29 protein-coding genes and 1 pseudogene are annotated in these 26,447 nt (G+C 68.9%); 10 read left to right on the forward strand and 20 right to left on the reverse strand.

Annotation, left to right across the window (positions count from 1 at the left end; all coding sequences use genetic code 11):
- Positions 1-13 precede the first annotated feature (13 nt).
- From ACIHCQ_RS13010 to ACIHCQ_RS13025, 4 genes are all read right to left on the reverse strand, one after another.
- Positions 14-922 (reverse strand): PDR/VanB family oxidoreductase, encoded by a 909-nt coding sequence (locus ACIHCQ_RS13010; protein WP_399661186.1) that lies wholly within the window; start codon positions 920-922, stop codon positions 14-16.
- 13 nt (positions 923-935) lie between these two features.
- Positions 936-1,577, reverse strand: a complete 642-nt coding sequence (locus ACIHCQ_RS13015) for an MSMEG_1061 family FMN-dependent PPOX-type flavoprotein (RefSeq protein ID WP_399661188.1) — start codon at positions 1,575-1,577, stop codon at positions 936-938.
- A 205-nt stretch (positions 1,578-1,782) separates the two neighbouring features.
- Positions 1,783-1,968, reverse strand: a complete 186-nt coding sequence (locus ACIHCQ_RS13020) for an acetamidase/formamidase family protein (protein ID WP_399661190.1) — start codon at positions 1,966-1,968, stop codon at positions 1,783-1,785.
- A gap of 503 nt (positions 1,969-2,471) precedes the next feature.
- Positions 2,472-2,684 carry a hypothetical protein gene (locus tag ACIHCQ_RS13025; RefSeq protein ID WP_399661477.1) on the reverse strand — a complete coding sequence of 71 codons (213 nt, stop codon included), beginning with the start codon at positions 2,682-2,684 and terminating at the stop codon, positions 2,472-2,474.
- 345 nt (positions 2,685-3,029) lie between these two features.
- Between ACIHCQ_RS13025 and ACIHCQ_RS13030 the strand changes: the two genes are divergently transcribed.
- The 3 genes and pseudogenes from ACIHCQ_RS13030 to ACIHCQ_RS13040 all read left to right on the forward strand — a co-directional run bounded on the left by ACIHCQ_RS13030 (position 3,030) and on the right by ACIHCQ_RS13040 (position 4,866).
- On the forward strand, positions 3,030-3,950 hold the full coding sequence (locus ACIHCQ_RS13030) for a LysR family transcriptional regulator (RefSeq protein ID WP_399661192.1): 921 nt from the start codon (positions 3,030-3,032) through the stop codon (positions 3,948-3,950).
- A 10-nt stretch (positions 3,951-3,960) separates the two neighbouring features.
- Positions 3,961-4,122 (forward strand): annotated as a pseudogene (locus ACIHCQ_RS13035) (IS701 family transposase); the annotation flags it as partial.
- Positions 4,123-4,257: 135 nt separating this feature from the next.
- Entirely contained in the window at positions 4,258-4,866 is a 609-nt protein-coding gene (locus tag ACIHCQ_RS13040) for an NAD(P)-dependent oxidoreductase (protein ID WP_399661194.1), read from the forward strand.
- Positions 4,867-4,875: 9 nt separating this feature from the next.
- On the opposite strand, the gene ACIHCQ_RS13045 is transcribed toward ACIHCQ_RS13040, so the two are convergent.
- The gene (locus ACIHCQ_RS13045; RefSeq protein ID WP_399661196.1) at positions 4,876-5,775 is read right to left on the reverse strand and encodes a LysR family transcriptional regulator; all 900 of its coding nucleotides are present in this window, start codon (positions 5,773-5,775) and stop codon (positions 4,876-4,878) included.
- 55 nt (positions 5,776-5,830) lie between these two features.
- On the opposite strand from ACIHCQ_RS13045, the gene ACIHCQ_RS13050 reads away from it, so the two are divergent.
- On the forward strand, positions 5,831-6,610 hold the full coding sequence (locus ACIHCQ_RS13050; RefSeq protein ID WP_399661198.1) for an inositol monophosphatase family protein: 780 nt from the start codon (positions 5,831-5,833) through the stop codon (positions 6,608-6,610).
- Positions 6,611-6,655: 45 nt separating this feature from the next.
- Here ACIHCQ_RS13050 and ACIHCQ_RS13055 read toward each other — a convergent pair whose 3' ends face one another.
- Positions 6,656-6,976: a hypothetical protein gene (locus ACIHCQ_RS13055; RefSeq protein ID WP_399661200.1), complete on the reverse strand. Its 321-nt coding sequence runs from the start codon at positions 6,974-6,976 to the stop codon at positions 6,656-6,658.
- Positions 6,977-7,255: 279 nt separating this feature from the next.
- Between ACIHCQ_RS13055 and ACIHCQ_RS13060 the strand changes: the two genes are divergently transcribed.
- Positions 7,256-7,414 carry a YceI family protein gene (locus ACIHCQ_RS13060; RefSeq protein WP_399661455.1) on the forward strand — a complete coding sequence of 53 codons (159 nt, stop codon included), beginning with the start codon at positions 7,256-7,258 and terminating at the stop codon, positions 7,412-7,414.
- Positions 7,415-7,957: 543 nt separating this feature from the next.
- Positions 7,958-8,197: a hypothetical protein gene (locus tag ACIHCQ_RS13065; protein ID WP_399661202.1), complete on the forward strand. Its 240-nt coding sequence runs from the start codon at positions 7,958-7,960 to the stop codon at positions 8,195-8,197.
- A gap of 669 nt (positions 8,198-8,866) precedes the next feature.
- Here ACIHCQ_RS13065 and ACIHCQ_RS13070 read toward each other — a convergent pair.
- Both ACIHCQ_RS13070 and ACIHCQ_RS13075 read right to left on the reverse strand, forming a co-directional pair.
- Positions 8,867-10,195, reverse strand: a complete 1,329-nt coding sequence (locus ACIHCQ_RS13070; protein ID WP_399661205.1) for a class I SAM-dependent RNA methyltransferase — start codon at positions 10,193-10,195, stop codon at positions 8,867-8,869.
- A 93-nt stretch (positions 10,196-10,288) separates the two neighbouring features.
- Entirely contained in the window at positions 10,289-12,349 is a 2,061-nt protein-coding gene (locus ACIHCQ_RS13075) for an APC family permease (RefSeq protein ID WP_399661207.1), read from the reverse strand.
- Positions 12,350-12,646: 297 nt separating this feature from the next.
- Between ACIHCQ_RS13075 and ACIHCQ_RS13080 the strand changes: the two genes are divergently transcribed.
- Positions 12,647-13,315 (forward strand): potassium channel family protein, encoded by a 669-nt coding sequence (locus tag ACIHCQ_RS13080; RefSeq protein WP_399661209.1) that lies wholly within the window; start codon positions 12,647-12,649, stop codon positions 13,313-13,315.
- The gene (locus ACIHCQ_RS13085; protein ID WP_399661211.1) at positions 13,315-13,995 is read left to right on the forward strand and encodes a potassium channel family protein; all 681 of its coding nucleotides are present in this window, start codon (positions 13,315-13,317) and stop codon (positions 13,993-13,995) included. Before ACIHCQ_RS13080 ends, ACIHCQ_RS13085 begins: the two co-directional genes overlap by 1 nt.
- An 84-nt stretch (positions 13,996-14,079) precedes the next feature.
- On the opposite strand, the gene ACIHCQ_RS13090 is transcribed toward ACIHCQ_RS13085, so the two are convergent.
- From ACIHCQ_RS13090 to ACIHCQ_RS13125, 8 genes are all read right to left on the reverse strand, one after another.
- Positions 14,080-14,916, reverse strand: a complete 837-nt coding sequence (locus ACIHCQ_RS13090) for a DUF3159 domain-containing protein (protein WP_399661213.1) — start codon at positions 14,914-14,916, stop codon at positions 14,080-14,082.
- Between the two features lie 3 nt (positions 14,917-14,919).
- Positions 14,920-15,345 (reverse strand): OB-fold nucleic acid binding domain-containing protein, encoded by a 426-nt coding sequence (locus ACIHCQ_RS13095; protein WP_399661215.1) that lies wholly within the window; start codon positions 15,343-15,345, stop codon positions 14,920-14,922.
- A 33-nt stretch (positions 15,346-15,378) separates the two neighbouring features.
- Positions 15,379-16,068, reverse strand: coding sequence for a response regulator (locus tag ACIHCQ_RS13100; RefSeq protein WP_399661457.1), 690 nt, complete (start codon positions 16,066-16,068; stop codon positions 15,379-15,381).
- Between the two features lie 26 nt (positions 16,069-16,094).
- On the reverse strand, positions 16,095-18,647 hold the full coding sequence (locus tag ACIHCQ_RS13105; protein WP_399661217.1) for an ATP-binding protein: 2,553 nt from the start codon (positions 18,645-18,647) through the stop codon (positions 16,095-16,097).
- A 154-nt stretch (positions 18,648-18,801) separates the two neighbouring features.
- Positions 18,802-19,530: an ABC transporter ATP-binding protein gene (locus tag ACIHCQ_RS13110; RefSeq protein WP_399661219.1), complete on the reverse strand. Its 729-nt coding sequence runs from the start codon at positions 19,528-19,530 to the stop codon at positions 18,802-18,804.
- Between the two features lie 281 nt (positions 19,531-19,811).
- The gene (locus tag ACIHCQ_RS13115; RefSeq protein WP_399661221.1) at positions 19,812-20,597 is read right to left on the reverse strand and encodes a DUF3710 domain-containing protein; all 786 of its coding nucleotides are present in this window, start codon (positions 20,595-20,597) and stop codon (positions 19,812-19,814) included.
- Between the two features lies 1 nt (position 20,598).
- Entirely contained in the window at positions 20,599-21,111 is a 513-nt protein-coding gene (gene dut / locus ACIHCQ_RS13120) for a dUTP diphosphatase (protein WP_399661223.1), read from the reverse strand.
- A complete protein-coding gene (locus ACIHCQ_RS13125; protein ID WP_399661458.1) occupies positions 21,111-21,674 on the reverse strand; it encodes a PaaI family thioesterase in 564 nt (187 codons plus the stop codon). Before ACIHCQ_RS13125 ends, dut begins: the two co-directional genes overlap by 1 nt.
- 115 nt (positions 21,675-21,789) lie before the next feature.
- On the opposite strand from ACIHCQ_RS13125, the gene ACIHCQ_RS13130 reads away from it, so the two are divergent.
- Positions 21,790-22,248: a DUF3093 domain-containing protein gene (locus ACIHCQ_RS13130; RefSeq protein WP_399661225.1), complete on the forward strand. Its 459-nt coding sequence runs from the start codon at positions 21,790-21,792 to the stop codon at positions 22,246-22,248.
- 38 nt (positions 22,249-22,286) lie between these two features.
- Here ACIHCQ_RS13130 and ACIHCQ_RS13135 read toward each other — a convergent pair whose 3' ends face one another.
- The 4 genes from ACIHCQ_RS13135 to ACIHCQ_RS13150 form a co-directional block, all read right to left on the reverse strand.
- Positions 22,287-23,243: a hypothetical protein gene (locus tag ACIHCQ_RS13135; protein WP_399661227.1), complete on the reverse strand. Its 957-nt coding sequence runs from the start codon at positions 23,241-23,243 to the stop codon at positions 22,287-22,289.
- 13 nt (positions 23,244-23,256) lie between these two features.
- Positions 23,257-23,553: a DUF4193 domain-containing protein gene (locus ACIHCQ_RS13140; protein ID WP_108153055.1), complete on the reverse strand. Its 297-nt coding sequence runs from the start codon at positions 23,551-23,553 to the stop codon at positions 23,257-23,259.
- Between the two features lie 416 nt (positions 23,554-23,969).
- Positions 23,970-25,202: a sensor histidine kinase gene (locus tag ACIHCQ_RS13145; RefSeq protein ID WP_399661229.1), complete on the reverse strand. Its 1,233-nt coding sequence runs from the start codon at positions 25,200-25,202 to the stop codon at positions 23,970-23,972.
- Between the two features lie 4 nt (positions 25,203-25,206).
- A complete protein-coding gene (locus ACIHCQ_RS13150) occupies positions 25,207-25,860 on the reverse strand; it encodes a response regulator transcription factor (protein WP_399661231.1) in 654 nt (217 codons plus the stop codon).
- A gap of 325 nt (positions 25,861-26,185) precedes the next feature.
- On the opposite strand from ACIHCQ_RS13150, the gene ACIHCQ_RS13155 reads away from it, so the two are divergent.
- Complete coding sequence (locus tag ACIHCQ_RS13155) at positions 26,186-26,353, forward strand: hypothetical protein (protein WP_399661233.1); 168 nt, start codon at positions 26,186-26,188, stop codon at positions 26,351-26,353.
- Positions 26,354-26,447: the final 94 nt, after the last annotated feature.

A 26,447-nucleotide genomic window follows, 5' to 3' on the forward strand; every position in this document is an offset into this window, starting at 1 on the left:
GGTACGGATCGGGTCAGAGGTCGACGGTGAGGTCGGACGACAGCGCCCGTGAGACGCAGCAGTACATATGACCGGGCGGGGCGCCGATGTCGTCGCGGTGCTCCGGCTCTCCGTCAACGAGGGCGATCTCGCAACTGCCGCAGACCCCTTCGCGGCATCCAGACGGTATGCGGAATCCCGCGTGGTTCAACGCGTCCAACATGGAATCCTCCGCACTGACCCGAACGGTCCGTCCCGACCGGGCGCAGCGCACATCGAAGGGCTTGTTGGGCGCGAAATCCTTGGCCACCGGCCGGAAATGCTCGATGTGCAACTGCTGCGCGGGGAACGCCGCCTCGGCCGCGTCGAGCATCGACGTGGGGCCGCAGCAGTACACGAGTGCCTGAGGACCCAGCACTGCCGCCTCCGCGGCGAAGTCGGGCCTGCCGTGCTGCTCGGTGGCGTGGATGCGCACCCGGCTGCCGTGCACAGCCCGCAGGTCGTCGGCGAACGGCATGGTGGCCAGGGACCTGCCCACGTACACCAACGTCGCCGAGGCGCCCGCTTCGACCGCCGCCGTCAGCATCGGCACGATGGGAGTGATGCCGATGCCGCCGGCGAGGAACAGGTACTCGGGTGCGGGCAGCAGCGGAAAGTTGTTGCGTGGCACCGAGACGTCGAGCGTGCGGCCCTCGTTGAGGAACAGGTGGATGTACTCCGAGCCGCCCCGGCTGAGCCGGTCGTGACGGACGGCGACACGGTACGTGTCGCCGTCGGCCGGGTTCCCGCACAGCGAGTACTGCCGGGTCAGCCAGTTGGGCAGTGCCAGATCGATGTGCGCGCCCGGTTCCCAGGGGGCCAGCGGGCCGTCGGCGCCGCGCAGGAGGAGCGAGACGGCGCCCTCGGCGACCGGCTCCGCCTTCTCAAGGATTGTTCGTTGCATGGCCATACCGCCTTCAGTACAGGTGCCGGTAGTCGTCTTCGAGCATCTCTTCCAGCACCGTCGGATCTGCGTCGAGCCCCATCTGGTCGATGGCGATCTCACCCATCGACGGCAGTTCCTCGGCCAGGGCCTGGCTCGCCGGATCCCACAGCCGGGAGCGGATCAGCGCGCGGCCGCAGTGGAAGAAGACCTCCGTCAATTCCACGACGATCGCCAGCTCGGCTTCCTTTCCTTCGGTGCGCATCCGGGCGAGCACGTCCGGTTCGTCGGTGGGATAGGCACGACCGTTTACACGCAGTACTTCTCGTACTCCGGGGATGACGAACATCAGCCCGATCCCGTCGTTCTCGGCGAGATTGCGAAAAGAGTCGGCCAGGTTGTTGCCCGGCCGGTCGGGAATGGCGAGCGTGCGCTCGTCGAGTACCTTGACGAATCCCGGGTAGTCGCCGCGTGGTGAGCTGTCGGGGAGTCCCGTGGCGTCCGATGTTGCCATCGCCAGGAAAGGAGAATGGGCGACGAAACGGCGGCAATGCCGGTCGAGACGGTCGTGTATCTTGCCTTTGATCATGTCCTCGGGCTCTCCGATCCGGGCGCGCACCTCCGCAAAGGAAATCCGGCGCGGACGGGCCTCAGAGATTGCATCGATGCTGTTCATGGGATGATTATGAGCTGTCATTCAATTTGCTCTCTACTCGCTTTCATACGGATTGCAAGGGGGCGTCCTGACGCCGGATAAACGTCGAGTTCAGCAGCGTAAACAGCCGCGCCAGGTGCGAGCCGAGCTGGTCCGGAAATGCATTCTTACCGCCGCTGCTCACATTTCCGCCAGTTCAAAGAACAGCGGGAGCCGATCGGCAACATCACTCGATCGCTGTGCCCGCGACCTCACCGTTCCCCTGCGCCTCGTGGCCGTCTCCCAGGCGGAGCATCGCACCGGGCACGGTCACCGGCAGGTACAGCGTCGAACCCGCCACCAGTTCACGGCAGTCGATGTTCCCCTCGCTCCCCGCTCGCGGCGGGATGGTGGAATGCGGGCCCGGTTCCACCGGAGGGACACCGACCACACCCAGGAAAGGCGGCGAGGTCCACGGTCTGGCCGCGGTCGTTGGTGGCCGTCCCGTCGCCGATGTCCCACAACAGCCATGACGCGGGTCCGTCGGCGCGTCAGCGGGCCGTCCTTCACCCCGGCGAGCGTCCACCCCCAGGTGCCGGCCCCGACGGACCCGAAGCGCACCTCGAGGACCATGCCCGGCTCCGCGCCCCGAACCGCGATTGGGGCCCGGGAGACAGTGGCCGGTCCGGCCCTCGAACATCCTCGGTCTCGGGTCACCGGGTGTTCGCATCGGCTCCAGGTATCCCGCGGCGTCCAGCGAGCCGACCACCACCGAGTCGCCGGCGTCCACGGTGAGAACCGGTGGGGTGTCCCGGCCGAAGACGTTCACCACGGTGTCCCGTGTCGCCGGCAGTTCGTGTTGAACCATTCGAAGCCTCCCCTTCGCGTCGTCGATCGATCCAGGTCGTGTACCGCAACCCCGGTCCACGGGCGGGGTCAGCGAAGCCCGGACCGCGGGGCAGGTTCCAGCCGGACCGTGGACGCCGTCCCGCCCGACAGCGCGGAAAGAGTGTCGACGACGGTTGCGCACCGGGAACGCCCGTGGACGGCGGCCAGGACGCGTTCCCGGTCGGCGGCGTCCTCGAAGCGCCGGATCCAGACGAAGGCGTCCTCGTCATCGGCCACCGTGAACGCTCCCACCACGTGCATCTCGGAGCCTGAGCCGCCAGAGGCCACGCATCGTGCAGTGGTCGGTGACAGATCACCACCTCGATCCCTGCATGGCGCAGCGCGAGCCCGGTTGTCAGGCCCACGATCCCGGCACCCGATCACGACCAGGCGCATCACAGCCCGTCCCTGGTCGCGCCGGCACCGCGGCCACCGCGGCCACCGCGGCCACCGGCGTCACGGTGCCTGCTGTCGCGAGGTGGGCAGATGCGGATGTCCACTGCGACCTCCTTCATGTCGTCAAGTGAGTTCGACGTTAGGAAACGCAGCCGATTCACACCAGTGCAACCTTGGTACGTAGTCCTTTCTCAAGTGATAATCCGATGGATGGACTACGTCGATCTGAACCTCATCGAGGCGTTGGACGCGCTGCTCGCCGAGAACAGCGTGACGAAGGCCGCGGCACGCCTGCACACCTCGCCACCGGCGATGAGCCGCGCCCTGGCCCGATTGCGCCGCGCCTTCGACGACCCGCTCCTCGTGCGTGCCGGACGCGGCCTCGTACCCACACCCCGGGCCCTGGAACTGCGTGGTGAGGTGCACGCGGTCGCCACCCGGGCGCGAGCACTGTTCGCACCGTCGAACGCCGCCGATCCCCGAACCGCTGTGCGCACGTTCGACCTGCAGGTCAACGACATGCTGTCCACGGCCCTCATCCCGTCCCTCCTCGACGATCTACGGGTCCAGGCGCCCGGCATCTCACTGCGGTTGCGGCCGGAGAATCTCGAGGACACCCCGGCCCTGCGCGAAGGACTGGTGGATCTGGAGATCGGGATCGTGCGTCCCGGCGACCCCGAGATCCGCTCGGAAACACTTCTCACGGAGACACTGATCGGCGTTGTGCGGCCGGATCACCCACTCACGAGGACGAAAACCGTCACACCGCGGGGGTTCGCCGCCACCGACCACATCGTCGTGTCGCGACGCGGCCGAGCCCACGGCCCGATCGACGAACAGCTCGCCGAACTGGGCCTGAGCCGACGCGTGGTGGCCGTGGTCCCCAGCGTCGCGACCGCGCTGTTCCTGGCCCGCGAAACCGACGTCGTCAGCGTTGCCCCGGCCGGACTCGGACGGCCGATGCTGAACACACTCGGGCTGCGCACGTTCCCGATCCCCCTGGTGCTGCCGCCCCTGACAATCGGCATGGCGTGGCACCCACGTAACCACCACGACCGCACACATCAATTGCTACGCGAACGTATCCGCCACATCATGACCACCGCTGTCGACGGAGCCGCGCAGACGTGACCTGCGGTGACTGCTCGGCGAGGCGGAACGCGAGAACGGCTGGACGTTGGCTGAGGCCGCCGGGGACGATGGCCCTCAGGGGATACAGCGGCTGCTGAACCACTACCTGTGGCACGCCGACGCTCGGCGTGACGACGTCCGCAACGCGGCGGTGGAGCACATTGGAGAAGCCCCTTTGCAGGGCCACGAAAACGGTAACGGGGGTCGCGTGCTCCGCCCTTCCTTCTGAAGTGATTGCGTCTGGGTAACTTATCAAGTCAGATATTTGCACTTGATGTTAAGTGGGGAGCTCCCTAACGTTCTCGGCATGAACCTCACCGTCCTCGCGGCCTCCGGCCAGACCGGAATCGCCCTCACCCGACAGGCGCTGCGACGTGGTCACACCGTGACCGCCATCGCGCGTGATCCCGAGCGGATCGCCCTGCCCGACTCCCCGAACCTGCGCAAAGTGGCGGGCGACGTGAACGACGCGGCCGGTATCGCCGCCGTCGTGGACGGGGATTCCGTGGTCCTTTCCGCGCTCGGCACGGACCGGGCCGGGATACTCCTGACCGGCGCCCGGGCCGTCGTCGCCGCCGGCCCACGGCGCGTCATCTGGCTCGGTGCCTACGGCACGGGCAAGTCAGCCGAAGTGGCGGGGCAGGGCGCGGGCGTGCTCGCCAAGGTGCTGGGCGACCGGCTCGCGGACAAGGTCGAAGCCGACAACACCGTTCTCGCGGCGGGGGGCACCGTCTTCCACGCCGGAATGCTCGCTGACGGGCCGGAAAGCCCCCGTCGGCGCACGGTCGGCCTGGAGGCCGCGCCTCCCTTCGACCTCGGTGCGAAGGTCAGCCGGGAAACCGTCGCCGCGGCGATGCTCGACGAAGCCGAGGCGCCTGGCTTTCCCGGTGCCGTGGCCCTGCCATTGGCGGAGTAGGCGGAGTAGTCAGCAGGCGGTGATCTCCTCGATCGACGCCCGGACCTGCTCGCGGAGCCAGGCGTGGGCGGGGTCGGAATCGTAGCGCTGGTGCCAGTTGCAGTTGATCGTCGCCGCCGGGGACTCGATCGGCAGCGGCCGGGCGAGGAGCCCGAACGCCTCGATGAGCGGGCGGCCGAGGATCGCCGTGCAGGTGACCAGCGCGTCGCCACGGGCGGCGATCTGCAGGGCGGTGGACACCGTCGCCACCGCCGCGACCACCCGGCGCCGCAGGCCTTCGGCGGCCAGCACGTCGTCGATCGGCGCGGTGAGGCGGCCACGCCGGGAGATCACCACATGCGGCTGCGCCGCGTAGGAGGCCAGGTCGAGTCCGGCGGCACAAGGGTGGTCCGCACGCATCGCCACGACGAGCCGATCGTCGCCGAGCGGCTCGGACCGGAACTCGGGCAGACTAGGCCTACCGCCACCGAGTTCCAGATCGACGCGGCCGTGTCGCAGGTCGTCGGTGTCGACGGGGTTCTCCGCCAGCACCCGCAACTGCACCCCGGAAGCCCGCTGCTGGATCCTTTCGACCAGTACCGGTATTAGTGACGCGGCCACGGCGTCGTGACACTGGATCGTAAAGGTGCGATCCATCTCGGCCAGGTCCAGCTCACGGATCGGCGAGAGCACTTCGTGCGCTTGCCTGACCAGCCGGTGCACGTCCTCCCGCACCGACACCGCGTACGGGGTGGGAGCCATCGAGTGGCCGGTGCGCACCAGGATGTCGTCCCCGGTGACGGCGCGAAGTCGGCCGAGGGTGCGGCTGACCGCGGGCGAGGACAGGTGCAGCCGCTCGGCTGCGCCCATCACGCTGCCCTCTTCGAGCAGGGCGTCCAGCACGGTCAGCAGATTCAAGTCCAATTGCATAACAGTAAATCCTCACAAGACACAGATCCACTTCGATCAACTCCGGGAGCATCCCATGAGCCAGGAACTGCTTGCCGCCACCGTCGCCGCCGTCCGCCACGCCGGCACCCGGATGATGACGCGCTATTCCGCCGAGTCCCGTCAGCCCGGACTCCCCGAACTGCTCGCGAACCTCCAGGCCAATGACGCGGCCGTTGTCGACACGTTGCGCCCAGCGTTGACCGAGGCCCTGCCGAGCGCGGGCTGGCTCAACGACGAACATGGATCGGGACCGCTGGCCACGGGCGAGTGGTGGCTCATCGACCCGGTCGGTGGCAACGTCAACGCCGTGCACGGCATGCCCGACTGGAACATCGGCGTGAGCCTCGTCCGTGACGGCCGCCCGGTGCTGGCGGTGGTCTACTTCCCGGTCCTCGACGAAATGTTCACCGCGACCGAGGGCGGCGGGGCGTTCCTCGACGGTGTACGGCTGCGGGTTTCGGTCAAGACGTCGTTGGACGGCGCACTGGCCGGGACCGGCCAGGCCAAGCCGGGTCACGACCCCGAGCTCGCGAAGCGGATGGGCTCCGCCTTCGCCGCGATGACGAACTCCGCCCTTTATGTGCGGGTCTCCGTACCTGTGACCCACCAGCTCGCCCAGGTCGCCGCGGGCCGGATGGACTTGCACTGGCAGTTCGACAACGTCCGGTCCCACGCGGCAGGTGTGCTGCTGGTCCAGGAGGCCGGAGGCGTCGTGACCGACATCGAGGGCAAACCGTGGGAACTGGCCGGCGAGAGCTACCTCGCCGCCGCGCCGGGTGTGCACGCCGCCGCGCTGGAAGTCCTTACCGCCTGAGGGAAGTCCGGATCCATCTTCCCATCACCGCCATGAAGGGGAGGATCACGAATGACGACCACCGTGCCGCCCGGCCTTGCCGAGCTGACCGAGATCATGGCTTACGCCGACTTCGCGACCAGCGCGTCGGAAGTAGCTCGTTTCGGTCTTGGTGCGGTTGCTGGCACCGGTCAGGGTACGGACCGTTCCGTAGCCGCGGAAGACACTCCAGGTGCGGTGCTTGTCGAGGCTGAACTCGCCCACGTCGCGCCGCCAGTTGTGGCCATGGTCGTACTCGTAGGCGGTGGTCTTCGAGGCCGAGCCGCTGCCGGCTGTGGTGTCGTCCCGGTTCGGCATCCGCGTTCCGCCGAAGGTAGTCTTCGGCAACGTCACATCCGCGAGCGGGCCGGCCTTGCCGGTGTGCTGTATTGACGTTGACGCAAGCTACAACGTCGGCTTGGAGACATCTCCTGTGGCAGGGTAAAACTGGTCGAGCGTCCAGGTGTCGACCGGCTGCATCGTGGTGCCCTGCAGGACGAAGGTGTTGATGTCGGTCAGCCGCTGAGAATCCGCTGGTAGTCCGGCGCCAGCACTGTCACCGGAAGCCCGTCCCGCCAGGGCGGCACCGTCGAGCCCGGCACCCGCACCGGTGAGGACGACTTCGAACTGACCGGCGCCGAGAACGATCCACGGGGCACCTTTCGGGGCGGCTTCGCGGGCAAGGCAACCATCAACCGCAAGGACTGGGGCGTCAGTTGGGGCGGGGGCCTGGTCAGCGAGAAGGTGACGCTGGAATTCGACGTCGCCGCGATCCGGCAGTCCTGACCGAGAGCCCGGCACGGCTGCCGCCGGCCGTTGAGCTCGTGATCCGTGGCAACAGGCCGCACCAGCCCCTCCGCCGCGCTCGGCTCCACCCCCTCAAATGCCGGTGTAACCCAACAGCGGGATGAGCGCCGATACCGGCCCACCGAGTGAGCCAGGGCATCGAGCTGCTCGTAGCTGAGCATGAGTTCTGGAGGACTCACTCCCGCTCAGTCTCTGGAACGGTTGCTCGTCCTGTCATGCCCCTGAAGCCAAGAGCGCGTCAGGGGTCGAATATGAGGGGCCGAGGCGTGTGTCGAGCGCGGTCCACCCTGCCTGGATGTCAGGAAACCTGAGAAAGATTTACGCCCGCAGGGCGGCCCGAGTCAAGGCCGTCGCGGCAACTTCATTCCCTCCGTGGCGCCGGGTGGACGGCACCCGAAGAATGCGTCCGATACGTCTCGGCAACACCCTTGTCATCCGGCGTCGCCGCGTGCAGCGGCCATCGCGCTCTACGCGAGCGGAGCCCAAGAAGACCGCTCCTACGACGACGAGGCCCTGGCAAGATTGGACATCACCACTGCCCGCCTTGCTGCCGGAGACGTGGAAGGTGCCGGCGAGCAACTCCAACAGATCCTCCAGATGCCCCCGAACCTGCGCATTCAACAGATCGGCAGCGCTGTGAAACGCGTGGATCGCCTCCTTCAACATCCCCGCCTCGCAGGAAACCGTACGGCGCGCGAGTTGGCAGACGCCATACGCAGCTACCAGGCCATCGACGCGACAACGAAGGTCCAACTGCAATGACGACAACGGCGTCCGAAGAGACCGCAGCCCGCCAAGCCTGCCGGATATCCGGCCTGCCGGACCAGCCCCTGACCCAACTCCACCAGCACGCCACGTCCGTGTTCCTGCTGCCGAGGGAGGGCATCGTGGTCCGCGTCAGCTCCGCGTCCCAGAAGCAGCGCCTCGATACGGCCGTGAGCCTGACTGGCCGGCTCTCATCACATCGGTTTCCAGCGACGGAACCCTTCGATGTGCCCCAGCCCGTCCTCTGCGGTTGATTCGCGGTGACATTCTGGGTTCACTACCCGCAGCCGGACCACGGCGCACCACCCGCAGGGCACCTCGGCGGGCTGCTGCGACGGCTGCACGACCTGCCGCTCCCGCCCTTGGAATTGCCTGAGTATCAGCCGCTGGCCTCAAAGCCAGCCGCTTTCAGCTCGGCTCCGGAAACAACCGGCCTGGTCGCGACCGTGTACGCGACCGAGCCAATGTGATGAAGCTTCAGAACCTGCGTCATTCGTGCGTCAACAACCCGAGAAGTGCCCGGTACCGCTACCGAAGCGATCGACACGCATGTCCGAAACCGCAGGTCAGACCATTCTTGGCGGTCGATCCGGCCATCGCCCCGCGCTTCACCCGTTGGATGAGCCGAAACAGGTCGAACGACGGATCCCCGGAAGAAACCGCAGGTCAGGCGCCCTTTTCAGCAGGCTCAAGGATGGCAACGCACTCCACATGGTGCGTCATCGGAAAGAGGTCGAACGCCCGCAGCGTCCGCGGCTTGTACCCGCCCTCGCGGAAGTACGCCAGGTCCCGCGCCAGCGCCGCCGGGTCGCACGCCACATACGCGATACGCCGCGCCCCCAGCCCCACCAGGCGCGCCACCGTCTGCTTGCCCGCCCCCGCCCGCGGCGGGTCCAGGACGATCAGGTCCGTCTCCGTGATCCCGGTGCGCGGCAGGACCTGGTCCACCTTGCCGTGTTCGATGCGTACCTGCGGCATGTCCTCCAGGTTGTGCCTGGCGTCCTCCGCCGCGCGCTTCGTCGACTCGATGCCCAGCACCGCGCCGCTCTCGCCCACCCGCTCCGCGATCGCGCCCGCGAACAGGCCCACACCGCAGTACAGGTCCAGCGCCGACTCCCCCTTGCGCGGCATCAGGCCCTGCATCACGGCCTTGATCAGCGTGTCCGGGCCCTGCGGGTGGATCTGCCAGAAGCCGCCCATGCCGACGCGGTACGTCCGGCCGTCCGCCCGCTCCCGTACGAACGCCCGGCCGTGCACCCGGTGCACCCCGCCGTCCTTCTCGTCCACGCGCAGCACCGAGACCGGCTTGTCCAGCTCCACCAGCGGCAGCCTCCCGCCCGCCAGCGGGGTGAGGACTACCTGCCGGTCGCTGGAGCCGGTCGCCGCGATCGCCTCGACCGACGCCAGCTGCGACCAGTCCCGGTGCTCGATGCCCAGCTCGCTGACGCCCGGCGCCGCGATCATGCAGTGGTCGATCGGCTGTACGTCGTGCGAGCGGTGCTTGCGCAGCCCCGCCCGGCCCTCCGTGTCGATCGCGTACTGCACACGCGTACGCCACGCGGGCACCTGGCCCGCGGGCACCTTGTCGCCCTCCGCCGGCACGACCGTGCCGTCCCAGCCGGCCTCCTCGGGTGTGAGGCCCGCCAGCCGCTTCAGCTGTTCGGTGATCACCTCGCCCTTGAGCCGCCGCTGCGCGCCCGGCTTGGCGTGCTGCCAGTCGCAGCCGCCGCAGTTCCCGGGGCCGGAGTACGGGCACGGGGCCTCGACGCGGTCCTTGGACGGCTCAAGGACGCGTACGGCGTCCGCGCGCAGGAAGCGGGAGTCCTGGTCACCGTCCGTGACGCGGGCGACGATCTTCTCGCCGGGCAGCGTGTGCCGTACGAACAGCACCCGCCCCTCGGCAGTGCGGGCGATGCAGTGGCCGCCGTGTGCGACGGGTCCTACCTCGACCTCGTACTCTTCCCCGACCAGCGAAGACTCAGGTGCGTTCTGCATGGCGGGGTAACTCCAGAAGAAAGAAGGAAAAACGGCCGGACGACAACCCATCCACTGTACGTGGGTGTCGACCGGCCGTTCACCACGAGCGTCTCAGCCCTTGGGGGTGGGCTGCTCCTTGGGCTCCTTGGGGCGCTGGTCCACGGGCCCGCGGCGCACCGAACCCGGCGCGTTCCACTCCTGGCGCTTCTTCGCCCGCTGCTTGGCGACCTCCGAGGACGCCAGCTGATACGGCACCGAGGTCACCATCACACCCGGCGTGAACAGCAGCCGCCCCTTGAGGCGCAGCGCGCTCTGGTTGTGCAGCAGATGCTCGTACCAGTGACCCACCACATACTCGGGGATGACGACGCTGACCACGTCCCGCGGGCTCTCCCGGCGCAGCCCCCTGACGTATTCGATGATCGGCCGGGTGATCTCGCGGTACGGGGAGTCCAGGATCTTCAGCGGCACATTGATGTTGCGCCGCTCCCACTCGTCCCGCAGCGCCTTCGTCTCCGCCGGGTCAACGCTGATGCTGACCGCTTCGAGCTTGTCCACGCGCATCAGCTTGGCGTACGCCAGGGCGCGCAGGGTCGGCCGGTGGATCCTGGAGACCAGCACGATCGCGTGCACACGCGAGGGGCGCACGGTGTCGTCCGTCGGACCTTCCGGGGCGGCGATCTCCTCCGCCACCCGGTCGTAGTGCTTACGGATCGCCGTCATCGTCCCGTAGAAGATCACCATGCCCAGCAGCGCCACCCAGGCGCCGTGCGTGAACTTGGTGGCCAGTACGACGACCAGCACCAGCCCGGTGAAGAAGGCGCCGAAGGTGTTGATCGCCCGCGAACGCATCATGCGGCGGCGCGCGGCCGGGTCCTTCTCCGTCTTCAGATGCCGGTTCCAGTGCCGCACCATGCCGGTCTGGCTGAGAGTGAAGGAGACGAAGACGCCGACGATGTAGAGCTGGATCAGCTTGGTCGAGTCGGCGTCGTAGACCCAGACGAGCAGCATCGCCGCGCCCGCCAGCAGCACGATGCCGTTGGAGAAGGCGAGCCGGTCGCCGCGGGTGTGCAGCTGGCGCGGGAGGTAGCGGTCCTGCGCGAGGATCGAGCCGAGCAGCGGGAAGCCGTTGTACGCCGTGTTGGCGGCGAGGAACAGGACCAGCGCGGTGGCCGCGGCGAGCACGATGAAGAAGAACGTCCCGTCGCCGAAGACCGCGGCGGCGACCTGCGAGATCACCGGGTTCTGGACGTACTCCTCGCCGACCGGCGCGCCATTGCGCAGCAGGTCGTGGGCGGGTTCCTCGGCCATCTTCACGTTGGTGGCCATGGCCAGGCCGATAATGCCGCAGAACATGGTGACGGCGAGGCCGCCCATCAGCGCCAGGGTGGTCGCGGCGTTCTTGCTCTTCGGCTTGCGGAAGGCGGGGACGCCGTTGCTGATCGCCTCGACGCCGGTGAGCGCGGCGCAGCCGGAGGAGAAGGACCGCAGCAGCAGGAAGATCAGGGCGAAACCGGCCAGCCCCTCGTGCTCGGCCTTGATCTCGAAGTCGGCGGTCGGGGCCTTCATGTCGTCGCCGAGCACCACACCCTTGTAGGCGCCCCAGGCGATCATGATGAAGACGGCAGCGACGAAGACGTACGTCGGGATGGCGAAGAGTTTGCCCGACTCCCGCACGCCGCGCAGATTCATCAGGGTCAGCAGGAAGATGATGCCGACGGCGCAGAGAACCTTGTGCTCGACCACGAAGGGGACCGCGGAGCCGAGGTTCTCCACGCCGGAGGAGATCGACACGGCCACGGTGAGGACGTAGTCGACCAGCAGGGCACTCGCGACGGTGAGTCCGGCCTTCGGTCCGAGGTTGGTGTTGGCGACCTCGTAGTCGCCGCCGCCGCTCGGGTAGGCGTGGACGTTCTGCCGGTAGGAGGCGACCACCGTGAACATCAGGACCACGACCGCGACCGCGATCCACGGGGAGAAGTGGTAGGCCGACGCGCCCGCGATGGAGAGCACCAGAAGGACTTCGCCCGGCGCGTACGCCACCGAGGACAGCGGGTCCGAGGCGAAGACGGGCAGCGCGATGCGCTTGGGAAGGAGTGTTTCTCCCAGTCGGTCGCTGCGGAGCGCCCGGCCGATCAGGATCCGTTTGGGCACGTCGGTCAGTTTGGGCACGCTGAGGATCGTAAACGCATCCGCTGGGACCCGCCCACCCACCACCCCTTTCGCTGTCCGCGGACTGTTTTCCGAAGGGTTTCCGAGGGGGTTTCCGAGAGGGTTTCCAAAGGGGTTTCCGAAGGAAAATTCCCCGCTCCGACGCGGATGAGGTCAACACCCGCCTTCCCGCATAAGCTCGTGACCGGGCAGCGCCACGAGCTGTTGCCCTTCGTTGCCCAGCGAGCCGAGAAGGAAATTGTGAGCAGCGTGTTGTCGCAGGTCAACCGGGAAACCAGGAGTGCGGGGTAAGGGGACGTGCACATCGTCATCATGGGATGCGGGCGAGTGGGAGCCGCTCTCGCGCAGACCCTGGAGCAGCGCGGGCACACGGTCGCCGTCATCGACCGGGACCCCACGGCGTTCCGCCGCCTGGGCTCCGGGTTCGGCGGCCGTCGCGTCACCGGAGTCGGTTTCGACCAGGACACCATGCGTGAGGCGGGGATCGAGGACGCCGGCGCCTTCGCCGCGGTCAGCAGCGGCGACAACTCCAACATCATCGCCGCCAGGGTGGCGCGCGAGATGTTCGGCATCGAGAACGTCGCGGCCCGTATCTACGACCCCCGGCGCGCCGAGGTCTACCAGCGCCTGGGCATCCCGACCGTCGCCACGGTCCGCTGGACCGCGGACCAGATGCTGCGCAGGCTGCTGCCGTCGGGCGCGGAGCCGCTGTGGCGCGATCCCAGCGGTGGGGTGCAGCTTGCCGAGGTGCACGCGTCGGCAAGCTGGGTCGGTCACAAGGTCAGCCGCTTGCAGGACGAGACCGGCGTGCGCGTCGCCTTCCTCACCCGGCTGGGAGAGGCGATGCTGCCGACCTCGCAGACGGTGTTGCAGGAAGGCGATCTCGTGCACGTCATGATGCGTACGGACGAGGTCGAAAAGGTCGAGGCGGCCTTCACCGAAGGCCCCGAGGAGGGCGGTCACTGATGCGGGTCGCTATTGCGGGGGCCGGTGCGGTGGGTCGTTCCATCGCGGGCGAGCTGCTGGAGAACGGGCACGAGGTGCTCCTCATCGACAAGGCGCCGACCGCCATCTCGGTGGAGCGGGTGCCCCAGGCGGAGTGGCTGCTTGCCGACGCCTGCGAGATCACCTCGCTGGACGAGGCGGCGTTGCAGCGGTGCAATGTCGTGATCGCGGCGACCGGTGACGACAAGGTCAATCTGGTGGTCTCGTTGCTGGCGAAGACGGAGTACGGGGTGCCGAGGGTGGTTTCCCGCGTCAACAACCCCAAGAACGAGTGGCTGTTCAACGAGTCCTGGGGCGTCGATGTCGCGGTCTCCACGCCGCGTCTGATGTCGGCGCTGGTCGAGGAGGCGGTGAGCGTCGGCGATCTCGTACGGCTGCTGCGCTTCAGCCACGGCGACGCCAACCTGGTCGAGCTCACGCTGCCGCCGGAGTCGGCGCTGGCCGGGACCCAGATCAGCGATGTGGCGTGGCCCGAGGACACCGCGCTGGTCACGATCATCCGCGGCTCGCGGGTGCTGACGCCGGGCGCCGAGGAGACCTTGGAGGCGGGCGACGAGCTGCTGTTCGTGGCGGCGCAGGCGCGCGAGGAGCAGCTGGAGGACCTGTTGTCGGTGCGCCGCGAGGAGGAAGCGCCGCGCTAGCGCAGACAGGCGGACAGACAGCGGATAGACGACGGAAGGGGCTCGGGACCTGATGGTCCCGAGCCCCTTCCGTGTATGTGAGCGCTACGGTTTACGGTGCTTGGCGGGAGCGTCAGCGATGCGCTGCACCGCCTCGTTCACCAGGGGATCCATCGCCTCCGCGAACCGCTCCGCCGTGGCCTCGCGCTCCTTCTCGGCCTTCTCTGCGCGCTCCTCCGCCTCCATCTCGGCGAAGACATCGATCGGCGCGGGCGCCTTCGCCAGGAAGACCCAGGTCAGATACACGGCGAGCAGGAACGGCGGGATCTTCAGCGTCACCAGCACCCAGCCCAGCTGCTCGGTGTCGGCCCACCAGTACAGCGGGAAGAGAATCGCGCACTTGGCGAGCAGGATCAGGCCCCACGCCCAGCTGGCCTTGGCGTACGCCTTCTTCCTGCCGGGGTTACGGGTCCGCCAGGAGAGGTTCTCCTTGAAGACCGGGCCGAGGATCAGCCCGATCAGCGGGACGCCCGCGATGGTCGTCCCGATGTACGCGACCGCCAGGCCGAGGGTGTAGAGCATCCCCGGCAGATAGAAGTCCTTGGCGTTGCCGGTCATCATCGCGAAGACGACGCCGAAGGCCACGCCGAAGACGCCGCTGAAGGCGTGCTTGACGGTGTCCTTGCGGATCAGCCGGACCGCGACGAGCAGCAGCGAAAGCCCCAGGGCCGCGATGGCCGAGAGGTGCAGGTCCTTGTTGATCGTGAAAATGGTGACGAAGAGCAGCCCCGGCAGGACCGTCTCCACCATGCCGCGCACGCCACCGAACGCTTCGAACAGCGCGGCTTCCGTGACGGCCCTGGCCTCGCTGTCCCGCTGCTGCTGGTCACTGTCGGTTGTGGTGTCGGGGGTCGTGGTGGTCGGCTTGTCGGCAGACGTCACCGGCTACTCCTGTCCGAGCGGTCGGAGTTCGTATTTGGGGTTGAACAGCACCCGGCGGCCGTGGCTCATGGAGATCCGGCCGGAGGCGATGAGTCTTCGGCCCGGCTCTATGCCCACGATGGAGCGGCGGCCGAGCCAGACGACGTCCAGTGGCGCCGTGCCGTCGAACAGCTCCGCCTCCAGCGCGGGCACACCGGCCCGCGGCCTCAGGGTCACCGTGCGCAAGGTACCAGTCACCCGCACGATCTGGCGGTCACCGCATTCGGCGATGCGGATGCATCCTGATGCCTGCGCGTCCTCCCGCAGTTCCTCGGACTCAAGGTCCTCCTGGGAGGAGGACAGCCGGTCGAGCATGCGCCGGAAGCGGCCGGCGGGCTTCGCCGCCTTCTCGCCCTTCTCGGCCTTCTCGGAACGGGGTTCGGCGCTCATACAGAAAGCCTACCGGCCGCCGGGGCCGGCGGATCAGCGCTCGAAGCGGTAACCCATGCCCGGTTCGGTGACGAAGTGCCTGGGGTGGGAGGGATCGGCCTCCAGTTTGCGGCGCAGCTGCGCCATGTACACCCGCAGATAGTTCGTCTCCGTGCCGTAGGAGGGGCCCCAGACCTCCTGGAGCAGCTGCTTCTGGCTGACCAGCCGGCCCGTGTTGCGTACGAGCACCTCCAGCAGATGCCACTCGGTCGGGGTCAGCCGCACATCGCGCCCGTCCCGGTGCACCTTCTTCGCCGCCAGATCGACGGTGAAGCCCTCCGTCTCGACGAGCACCACATCGGCGTCACTGTCGCCGCCGACCGGTTCGGCGCGGCGGACCGCCGCGCGCAGCCGCGCCAGCAGCTCGTCCATGCCGAAGGGCTTGGTGACGTAGTCGTCGGCGCCCGCGTCCAGCGCCTCGACCTTCTCGTCGGAGGTGTGGCGGGCGGAGAGCACCAGGATCGGGACGCGGGTCCAGCCGCGCAGGCCCCTGATCACCTCTACGCCGTCCATGTCGGGCAGGCCGAGGTCGAGTACGACGACGTCGGGGTGGCGGGCGGCGGCCAGCTGGAGCGCGGTGGCGCCGTCGCCGGCCGAGTCCACCTCGTACTTGCGCGCCTTCAGATTGATCACGAGGGCTCGTACGATCTGCGGCTCGTCGTCCACCACCAGCACCCGGGTCATGGGGGCCTGCCTTTCTGTCGTTGCGGTCATGAGGTGACCTGGGCGGGCAGGCCGGAAGCGACGGGAGCGGCTCCGGGCGCCGCCCTGAGGGTGAGGACCATGGTCATGCCGCCGCCGGGGGTGTCCTCGGCGGTGAGCGTGCCGCCCATGGCCTCCACGAAGCCCCGGGCGACCGCGAGGCCGAGGCCGACGCCCGCGCCGCGCGGAGCGTCACCGTAGCGCTGGAACGGCTCGAAGATCCGGTCCTTCGCCTCATCCGGGACGCCGGGGCCGCGGTCGGCGACCCGTACCTCGACCCGGTCGCCGAGCGCGCTCGCGGCCACCGTCACGGGTGTCGCGGCGGGACTGTACTTGACGGCGTTCTCCACGATGTTGGCCACCGCCCGCTCCAGCAGTCCCCGGTCGACGGTGACCATGGGCAGCGTCTCGGGGATGTCCAGCTCCACGCTCTGCGCGTCCACGCCGACGAGCGCCATGGGGACCACCTCATCGAGGTCGGTCACCCGGATCAGCGGGGTGACGGTGCCCGTCTGGAGCCGGGACATGTCGAGGAGGTTGCCCACGAGGTGGTCCAGCCGGTCGGCGCCGTCCTCGATGGCCTCCAGCAGCTCGGCCTGATCCTCCTCGGACCAGGCCACGTCGTCGGACCTGAGCGAGGACACGGCGGCCTTGATGGCGGAGAGCGGGGTGCGCAGATCGTGACTGACGGCGGCGAGCAGCGCCGTACGGATGCGATTGCCCTCGGCGAGGCGGCGGGCGTCCTCGGCCTGTCCGACCAGCCGCTGCCGGTCCAGTACGACCGCGGCCTGGGCGGCGAAGGCGGCGAGCACCCGGCGGTCCTCGGCGGGCAGTACGCGGCCGGAGAGCGCCAGCGCCATATGGTCGCCGACCGGCATGTCCACGTCCGCCCGCTCGGGCCGTACGACGGGACGGGGGCCGACGCTGCCCGCGCAGGTCCAGGGGGCGATGTCGTCCTCCCGCTCCAGCAGCGCCACGGACTCCATGGCGAAGGTCTCGCGGACCCGCTCCAGCAGGGCGTTCAGTGTCGTCTCTCCCCGCAGCACACTGCCCGCGAGGAAGGAGAGAATCTCGGACTCGGCGCGCAGCCGGGCGGCCTGATGCGTCCGGCGCGCGGCCAGGTCCACCACGGACGCCATCGCGACGGCCACCGCGAAGAAGATCAGTATGGCGAGGATGTTCTTCGGGTCCGAGACGGTCAGCGTGTGCGTCGGCGAGGTGAAGTAGTAGTTCAGCAGCAGCGAGCCCACAGCCGCGGCGGCGAGCGCGGGCAGCAGTCCGCCGAGCAGCGCCGCCATCACCGCCAGGAAGAGGAAGAGCAGTACGTCGTTGGCGAGCCCGAGGGTGTCGTCCACCGAGGTCAACAGCAGCGTCAGCAGCGCGGGTGCGACCACGCCGACCAGCCACCCGGCGATGATCCGGGAGCGGCCGAGCCGTGCGCCGCGGGCGACGGGCAGCCCGCGGCCCTTGCCCGCCTCGTCGTGCGTGACGATGTGTACGTCGAGGTCCGGCCCCGAATCGCGGGCGACGGTCGCGCCGACGCCGGGGCCGAAGATGTACTGCCAGGCCTTGCGGCGGCTGGAGCCGAGCACTATCTGCGTGGCGTTGACGCCGCGCGCGAACTCCAGCAGCGAGAAGGGGATGTCGTCGCCGATGACGTGGTGGAAGGTGCCGCCGAGGTCCTCGACCAGGGTCCGCTGGACGGTCAGTTCCTTGGGCGACGCGGCGGTCAGTCCGTCGCTGCGGGCGATGTAGACGGCGAGGATCTCGCTGCCGGAGCCCTTGGCCGCCATGCGCGCCGCGCGCCGGATGAGGGTGCGGCCCTCGGGTCCGCCGGTGAGGCCGACGACGATGCGCTCGCGGGCCTGCCAGGTGGAGCGGATGTCGTGCTCGCCGCGGTACTGCTGGAGGTATTCGTCGACCCGGTCGGCGACCCAGAGCAGGGCCAGCTCGCGCAGCGCGGTGAGATTCCCGGGACGGAAGTAATTGGCCAGGGCCGCGTCGACCTTGTCCGGCGCGTAGACATTGCCGTGAGCCATCCGGCGGCGCAGCGCCTGGGGCGACATGTCGACCAGTTCCAGCTGGTCCGCCCGGCGGACGACCTCGTCGGGGACGGTCTCCTGCTGACGTACGCCCGTGATCGACTCCACGACGTCGCCGAGCGATTCGAGATGCTGGATGTTGACCGTGGATATGACGTCGATACCGGCCGCGAGCAGCTCCTCGACGTCCTGCCAGCGCTTGGTGCTGCGCGAGCCGGGCACATTGGTGTGCGCCAGTTCGTCGACGAGGGCGACGGCGGGGCGGCGGTCGAGGACGGCGTCGATGTCCATCTCGGTAAAGACCGCGCCCCGGTATTCGATCTCGCGGCGCTCGATCTCCTCCAGGCCGTGCAGCATCACTTCGGTGCGGGCGCGTCCGTGGTGCTCCACGAAGGCCACCACGCAGTCGGTACCGCGCTCCACGCGCCGGTGCGCCTCGGCGAGCATCGCGTATGTCTTGCCGACGCCCGGTGCCGCGCCGAGATAGATGCGGAGTCTTCCGCGCGTTCCGCGTCCCATGGCCTCATTGTCTTTCAGCGCCGACAGCGTACGGAAACAGCTCCGTACGCTGCATTGACTGTACGACCGGCGATACGGGCACAACGGACGCGGAAGCGGCCCCGGCGGAGCCTTGACGTGATTCTGACGCTCAGTGCTCCGCTCAGTGCTCCGCTCAGTGCTCCGTGATCTCGCCGTCGCTGAGCTCCAGTACGCGGTCGGCCAGGCCCAGCAGCTGAGCGTCGTGCGTGGCGACCAGCGCCGTGACCCCCTCGCCCCGCACCACCGCGCGCAGCAGCTCCATGACCGCGAGCCCGGTCTCCGCGTCGAGCTGCCCGGTGGGCTCGTCGGCGATCAGCAGCACGGGCCGGTTGGCGAGCGCGCGGGCGATGGCGACGCGCTGCTGCTGGCCGCCGGAGAGCTCGCCGGGGCGCTGCGCCGCCTGGTCGGCGAGGCCGACCAGGGCGAGCAGCAGCTCGACGCGTTCCTCGCGCTCACGCGGGTCGGTCTTGCGCAGCCGCATCGGCACGCCGACGTTCTCGGCGGCCGTGAGGATCGGGATGAGACCGAAGGACTGGAAGATGAACCCGATCCGGTCACGGCGCAGTTCCAGCAGCCCTCGCTCGCTGAGGTCGGCGAGATCGGTGGAACCGACGGTGATACGGCCCTGGTCCGGGGAGTCGAGTCCGCCGACCAGATTGAGGAGCGTGGTTTTCCCGGAGCCGGAACGGCCCTTGAGCGCGACCAGCTCTCCGCGCGGGATCTCGAAGGAGACGCCGCGCAGCGCGTGTACGGCGGCGGCCCCGGTGCCGTACGAACGGTGCAGGTTCTCGACGCGCACCATGGGCCCTGTGGTGTTCTCGGCGATGGCCGTGCCGCTCTGCGCGCCGGTGCTGTCGGTCATGTCAGAAGTCCTCAGTCCCCCGTACGGAATCGGTCCGGCCTCAGTATGTGCACCGCACACGAACCGGGCAACGCTCAGGGGATCGTGCGTCACCAAGCCCGTCGCGCCGACGGCGAGCTGACGCACAGTCAGGACGAGGGCAGCGGGCAGGGTGGCCGGTATGTCACAGCACAGGGCAGTCCCCCGAAAAGGCCGGTGGCCCGAACCCCTCGAAGGGATTCGGGCCACCGGCCTGACTGAACCTGACTGAACCTGACTGAGCTTGACCGAGTGAAATCCGGTCAGCGGACCTCGGTGATCTCGGGTCCGCGCTGGAGCTGCCCCATGCCTCCGGAGAAGCGGGAGCCTTCCTGCTCCTCCTGCTGCACACCCTCGGGCACCATCTGCGCGTCCTCCGGCAGCTTGAGCACGATCGGGTCGCGAGGCGCCATCGGCCCCTCACCCCGTACGACGACGGTGTCCCGGAAGATCTGCTCCAGCAGACCCGCGGCCTCGGGCTGCACCGCGCCCTGCCCGGAGATCACTCCGCGCAGGAACCACCGCGGCCCGTCGACGCCGATGAAGCGCACCAGCTGCACCCCGCTCTTGCCGTCCGGCAGCTGTACGGGCACCTGCGCCCGCAGCTCCCAGCCCAAGGGGCCCTCGACCTCGTCGATGACACCGCCCTGCTGGGTGATCCCCGTGGCGATCTCCTCGCGGACCTCGCCCCAGATGCCTTCCTTCTTGGGCGCGGCGAATGCCTGCAGCTGTACGGCGCTGTCGCGCACCACGACGGTGGCGGCGACGATCGCGTCTCCTGCGACCTCGACGCGCAGCTCCATGCCTTCGACGCCGGGCACGAACAGGCCGCCCAGATCGACCCGGCCCTCGTCGGGCTTGGACACCTCGGAGACGTCCCAGGGGCCGTCGGGCCGGGGCGCCGGCGGAAGGTTCACCCGGCGGGGCTCACCCTTCGTGCCCGCGTCGTCGGCCTCGTCCGTTTCGCGCTCGTCGACGACCTGCTCGGCCTCGCCCGTTGCGTCCGCCGCGTCCTCGGCGGAACCACTCTTCTTGCGACGTCCGAACACGTCACTGTCCTTCCCGGTCGGATACGACCGAAGCGTATCGATTCCCACCCGATGAGCCGTTCACGGCTCCATGACCGCCAGTGGATCCGAAGCCCCCCTCGGCCCGCGCCGAGCCGGGGAGCTCCGCCACCTCGTGGAAGCGCACTTTCTCAACCTGCTGAATCACCAATTGGGCGATCCGGTCGAACCTCTCGAACCGCACGCTCTCACGCGGGTCGAGATTGACCACGATCACCTTGATCTCCCCACGGTACCCGGCATCAACCGTCCCCGGGGCATTCACGAGGGCCACACCGCAGCGGGCTGCGAGACCGGACCGCGGGTGCACGAAGGCGGCGTACCCGTCGGGGAGGGCGATCGACACTCCCGTGGGCAGTACGGCCCGTTCGCCAGGGGCGAGTACGGCGGCCTCACAGGTCACCAGGTCTGCTCCCGCGTCGCCCGGGTGGGCATATGCCGGAAGCGGTACTTCCGGGTCCACGCGGCGGATCAGGACGTCGACGGCGTCACGCATCAGGGATTCACCTCGAAGGCGCGGGCGCGCCGGATCTGGTCGGGGTCGGCCATCGCTGCCCGGATCTCCTCCGGGCGGCCGTTGTCAATGAAGTGGTCGACCTTGACCTCGATGAAGAGGGCCTCGGCACGGACGGCCACGGGGCCGTCAGGGCCGCCGATCCGGCCGACGGCGGTGGAGAAGATCTTGCGTCCGGCGACCGCGGTCACCTCCGCCTCCAGGTGCAGCACGGTGTCCACCGGCACGGGCCTGATGAAGTCGGTCTCCAGCCGGCCGGTGACCGCGATGGTCCGCAGCAGCCAGTTCAGGGAGCCGAGCGTCTCGTCCAGGGCGGAGGCGAGCACCCCGCCGTGCGCGAGACCCGGCGCGCCCTGGTGGGCGGGCTTGACGGTGAACTCCGCGGTGACGCGTACGCCCTCACCGGCCCGCGTCTGAAGGTGCAAGCCGTGCGGCTGGGCCTCGCCGCAGCCGAAGCAGTGCTCGTAGTGCGCGCCGAGGAGCTCACCGGGGGCGGGGGCCTCACGGTGCCGCACCGGCGGAGCGGCGTCGGCCGGAGGGGTCATCGCCGGGGCCCTGGACGAGAGTCCGGGGGCCACCCCCGGGGTTTTCGCAGTACTCACAGCCGCAGACCTTACCCGCGCGGGTACCCGCGGGCCGCACCGTGCCAAGCTTGGCTTCATGCAGCCTTCCGCCTCTCGCTACGAAGAACGTCTTACCGCGCCCCGCTCCTGGTGGCTCATCGCCGCTCTGGTGGGTGTCTCGGGCGGGCTCATGCTGCTGCCGCTCGGCACGCTGCCGATGCTCGGCGGCCTGATCGGGGCGATGGTGCTGGCGTCGGTCGTGGTGAGTTCGTACGGCTCGGTCCGCATCCGCGTGGTGGCGGACTCGCTGGTCGCGGGCGACGCCCGGATCCCGCTGTCGGCGCTGGGCGAGCCCGAGGTGCTGGACGCGGAGGAGGCGCGGGCCTGGCGCCTGCACAAGGCCGATCCGCGGGCGTTCATGCTGCTGCGCAGCTATGTGCCGACAGCGCTGCGGATCGAGATCACGGACCCGGCCGACCCCACGCCGTACGTCTATGTGTCGACCCGCAGGCCGAAGGCGCTGGCCGCCGCTCTCACGGCGGTGCGCGCGGACTGACGTGGGCGCGGACTGACGTGGGCTGAGACGGACGGGTTTCAGCGCCCCAGTTCTCGGCGGGTGTGGCCCATCTCTCCCGGGTCCAGAGCGTCCTTCGGCTGCTCCAGCGGCGGCAGCGCGGGCAGCGCGTCCCAGGGCACCTGCCGCTTGCGCAGGTCGGCGCGGACGTGGTCCGCGAGCTTTCGGGTGTCCCGGCGGTTCATCACGGCGCCGACGGCGGCACCGACCATGAACGGCATCAGGTTCGGCAGATTGCGGACCATGCGCTTCATGATCTGCTGCCGCAGCTGACGCTTGAGGTGGCCGCCGAACGCGGTGTTGACCGTCGACGGCTTGGTCACGTCGATCCCGCGCTCCTCCGTCCAGGAGGTGAGATACGCGGCGGAGCGCTCCTTGAGCGTGCCGGGCGGTCGCATCCCGTAGACCTCGTGGAGTTCGGCGATGAGCTTCAGCTCGATCGCGGCGACGGAGACGATCTCCGTGGCCAGCTCGGCCGGCATCGCCGGCGGTACGGGCAGCATCGCCGCCGCGCCGACGCCCGCGCCCACCGTGGAGGTCCCGTTCGCCGCGCCCGCGACCAGCTTGTCGGCAAGCTGCTCGGGAGCGAGGCCGGGGAACTGCTTGCGCAGCGTCGCGAGATCGCGCACGGGGATGCGTGGCGCGTTCTCGATGATCCGGTCGGCGAGATGCGCGATCCCTGCCCGGGCGGACTCACGGCTCCTCCTGACGCCCCGGCCCACGCCCTGCCGGACGGCGGCCAGGCGTGGGGCCCTTGTCGGGGACCCCGCCCGCGCCGTTCCTTCAAGTCCTTCAAGTCCTTCGAGCGAGGCCGCTACGCCCCGCTCGTCGTTGCCTCCCGCGCCGTGGGGCAGCAGGGCGGCCGAGTGTCCGGCAGACGCCGTGGCGTCCTGCGCCGGTCCCGTACCGCCCTGATGCGCCTCCGATGGCTTCAGACGCCGAAAGCGCCGCTTCCTGAACGGTGTTTCGCCTGCCACGGCCGACCGGACCTCAGTCGCAGTCGCGGCAGATCGGCTGACCGTTCTTCTCTCGCGCCAGCTGGCTGCGGTGGTGCACGAGGAAGCAGCTCATGCAGGTGAACTCATCGGCCTGACGGGGCAGCACGCGAACGGACAGTTCCTCATTGGAAAGGTCCGCTCCGGGCAGCTCCAGGCCTTCAGCCTGCTCAAACTCGTCTACATCGACGGCCGACGTCGTCTTGTCGTTCCGGCGGGCCTTCAATTCCTCAAGGCTGTCCGAATCGACATCGTCATCGGTCTTGCGTGGGGTGTCGTAGTCCGTTGCCATGGTGCCTCTCCCCCTCTGGGTGTCTGCGGTGTCTCAGCGCACGTAACGCGTGAGAGGCCGGACTTGTGCCCGACCTGAGGCGGAGATTTTGCCTCACATCAAGGTCTGTTACTCAATCGACACCCAACCGGATCCCTCGAGAGTGATCCGGTTGGCTGGCGAAGGGGACCGTACACGGTCCGAATGTCGCACTTCACGAGCGCCACCCCGTGTACTTCCCGTGATCTCGACCCCCGGAAACCCGGACTTTTACCGGCTTTCACCAAGAGTCTTGATCACGGAGAGTAGATGGCATGAAATTCGCCCGTGTGATCGATCCCACATGAATGCACCAGGCACGGGTCCCGGAGATTCAGCGTACGGCGAACAACCCCCATCTCCGCAAATCCGGCGATAAAGGTCAGTCCGCCCGCCCCTCAGACCGGGAGGGTGACGCGCATGATCAGCCCGCCGCCCTCGCGGGGCTCCGCGATGATACGGCCTCCGTGGGCCCGGGCGACCGAACGCGCGATCGAGAGGCCCAGGCCGACGCCCTTGTCGCTGCCCGTCCGCTCCTGCCGCAGCCGCCGGAACGGCTCGAAGATGTTGTCGATCTCGTACGCGGGAACCACGGGCCCGGTGTTCGAGACGGTCAGGACCGCCTCGCCGTGCCGCAGCTCGGTGTTGACCTCCACCCACCCGCCTTCCGGAACGTTGTAGCGCACGGCGTTCTGCACCAGGTTCAGGGCGATCCGCTCCAGCAGGACGCCATTGCCCTGGATGACGGCGGGCGCGCGCTCCCCGCGGATCTCCACGCCCTTGTCCTCGGCCTCGGCACGGGTCTGGTCGACGGCCCGCTCGGCGACCTCGGCCACGTCCACCGGTTTGCGCTCGACAATCTGGTTGTCGCTGCGGGCGAGCAGCAGCAGGCCCTCGACCAGCTGCTCGCTGCGCTCGTTGGTGGCCAGGAGGGTCCTGCCGAGCTGCTGGAGCTCCACAGGGGCCCCCGGGTCGGACAGGTGGACCTCCAGCAGCGTGCGGTTGATGGCCAGCGGCGTACGCAGCTCGTGCGAGGCGTTCGCCACGAAGCGCTGCTGCGCGGTGAACGCCCGCTCCAGGCGGTCCAGCATCTCGTCGAAGGTGTCCGAGAGTTCCTTGAGCTCGTCGTCCGGACCGTCGAGCTCGATCCGGCGGGCGAGGTCGGAGCCGGCCACCTGGCGGGCCGTACGGGTGATCCTGCCGAGCGGCGAGAGGACCCGTCCCGCCATGGCGTAGCCGGAGGCGAAAGCGATGATGCTCAGGCCGAGCAGCGCGAAGAGCGAGCGGCGCAGCAGATCGTCCAGCGCCATCTCGTGCTGGTGGCGCACGCAGTCCGCCATGGCCGCGTTGACCGGGGGCGCGGTCACCTGTCCCTCGGGCAGCCGGCACCACGCGACGGTCGGGTTCACCTCGCCGGACACGATCTCGAAGGGCAGGGTCCTGACGTTCAGCGCCTGCGCGGTGAGCAGATAGATGATCGACAGCAGCAGGATCCCGGCGATCAGGAACATCCCGCCGTACAGCAGCGTGAGCCGTATCCGGATGGTCGGGCGCAGCAGCGGGCGGACCGGGTCGCGCGGATCCCAGGTCGGTTTCGGCGGCACCACGCGTGGCACCTGGGCAGTGGGCATCGGATCAGATCCGGTAGCCGGAGCCGGGCACGGTGACGATCACGGGCGGCTCGCCGAGCTTGCGGCGCAGCGTCATGACCGTGACGCGTACGACATTGGTGAACGGGTCGGTGTTCTCGTCCCAGGCCTTCTCCAGCAGCTGCTCGGCCGAGACGACGGCGCCCTCGCTGCGCATCAGCACCTCCAGGACCGCGAACTCCTTGGGCGCGAGCTGGATCTCCCTGCCGTCGCGGAAGACCTCGCGGCGGTTGGGGTCGAGCTTGATCCCGGCGCGCTCCAGGACGGGCGGCAGCGGCACGGTCGTACGGCGGCCGAGCGCCCGGACGCGGGCGGTCAGCTCGCTGAAGGCGAACGGCTTGGGGAGGTAGTCGTCCGCGCCGATCTCCAGCCCTTCGACGCGGTCGCTGACATCGCCGGACGCGGTCAGCATCAGTACCCGGGTGGCCATGCCCAGTTCGACGATCTTGCGGCAGACGTCGTCGCCGTGGACCAGGGGGAGGTCCCGGTCCAGCACGACCACGTCGTAGTCGTTGACGCCGATGCGCTCCAGGGCGGCGGCGCCGTCGTACACGACATCGACGGCCATGGCCTCCCGGCGCAGACCGGTGGCCACCGCATCGGCGAGCAGTTGCTCGTCCTCGACGACGAGTACGCGCACGTCGCTGTCCTTCCGCTGGGCCCGTCACTCATGATCGGGGCAGGTGTGAGCAGTGGGTTGTGCGCCTCCATCCTGCCCTTTACGCGCGTAAACCGGCTGTAAGGCGGATCCCGCCGACCACCCCGGCAGGAATTCGCCGGATTCACCACCCGGTTGAGGTTTCTGTGAGGGAACGCCGGGGGAGGACGACTGCACACCCGAGATCAAGCCCTGTATGTGGCATTCACACGACCTGTTCCAGGGTTGATCACCCCGTTCCCTGCCTTCGGCAGGGGTATATCCCCAGGCACACCCCCGTGCCACCGACCCACGACGAGGGGGCGCAATGGACGCATTCACGGCAGGACTGCTGCAGCGTATAAAGGCCGCCGAAACCGATCTCACCCTGGCTCGCGAGACGGGCGACGACTTTCTCGCGGATGTCGAGCAGGCCGAGCTGGACGACCTGCACCGTCTGGCGGCGGAGCACGGCGTGCAACTCAGCGCCGCCTAGCGCGCCGGACCGCACAGAGCCGCACACGAGCCGCACATGAGCCGTAAAGACCCCACGACCCCATAGAGCCGTACAGCGCATCTCCGCAGAACGT

It is taken from the genome of Streptomyces sp. NPDC052236 (assembly GCF_044548015.1).
Lineage (GTDB): Bacteria > Actinomycetota > Actinomycetes > Streptomycetales > Streptomycetaceae > Streptomyces.